This is a genomic window from Tepidibacter mesophilus, from assembly GCF_002724055.1.
Taxonomy (GTDB): Bacteria; Bacillota; Clostridia; order Peptostreptococcales; family Peptostreptococcaceae; genus Tepidibacter_A; species Tepidibacter_A mesophilus.
In genome coordinates, this window is record NZ_BDQY01000078.1 from 1 (window position 1) to 450 (window position 450).

1 pseudogene is annotated in these 450 nt (G+C 39.1%); it reads right to left on the bottom strand.

The annotated features are described in order from the left end of the window. Positions 1 to 450, bottom strand: a pseudogene (locus tag Tmeso_RS15970) (16S rRNA (cytosine(967)-C(5))-methyltransferase RsmB); the annotation flags it as partial.

Here is a 450-nt window from a genome sequence, read left to right on the forward strand (position 1 = left end):
AAACCATCTGTATGATAAGCATCCGGCGTAATCATGAGACAGCCATTTTTAACAATATCGGCTTTTTCATGTGTCAGCGGCACTTGCTCAAATTCTGGATGTTTGGCCAAGAATTTTTCAATGACCTGAAAATTTTCTTCATCGAAAATAGTACATGTACTATACACTATAGTACCACTATTGACAAGGGTTTTGCAAGTATTTTCGAGGATTTCAAGCTGAACTTTCTGCAAATTTTCAAAATCAGTCGTGTCTTTCCGGTATTTAATATCCGGTTTGCGACGAACTAACCCAAGCCCCGAACACGGCGCATCGACTAGAATTTTATCAAAATAATCGGAGCCAAATTTTTCAAAACTTTGACGGGCATCCAGTTTCGTCAAGCTAATTTTATCGGCTTGATGGAGACGCACGGCGTTTTGTTGGATTAAACGCAGTTTATGATCATAC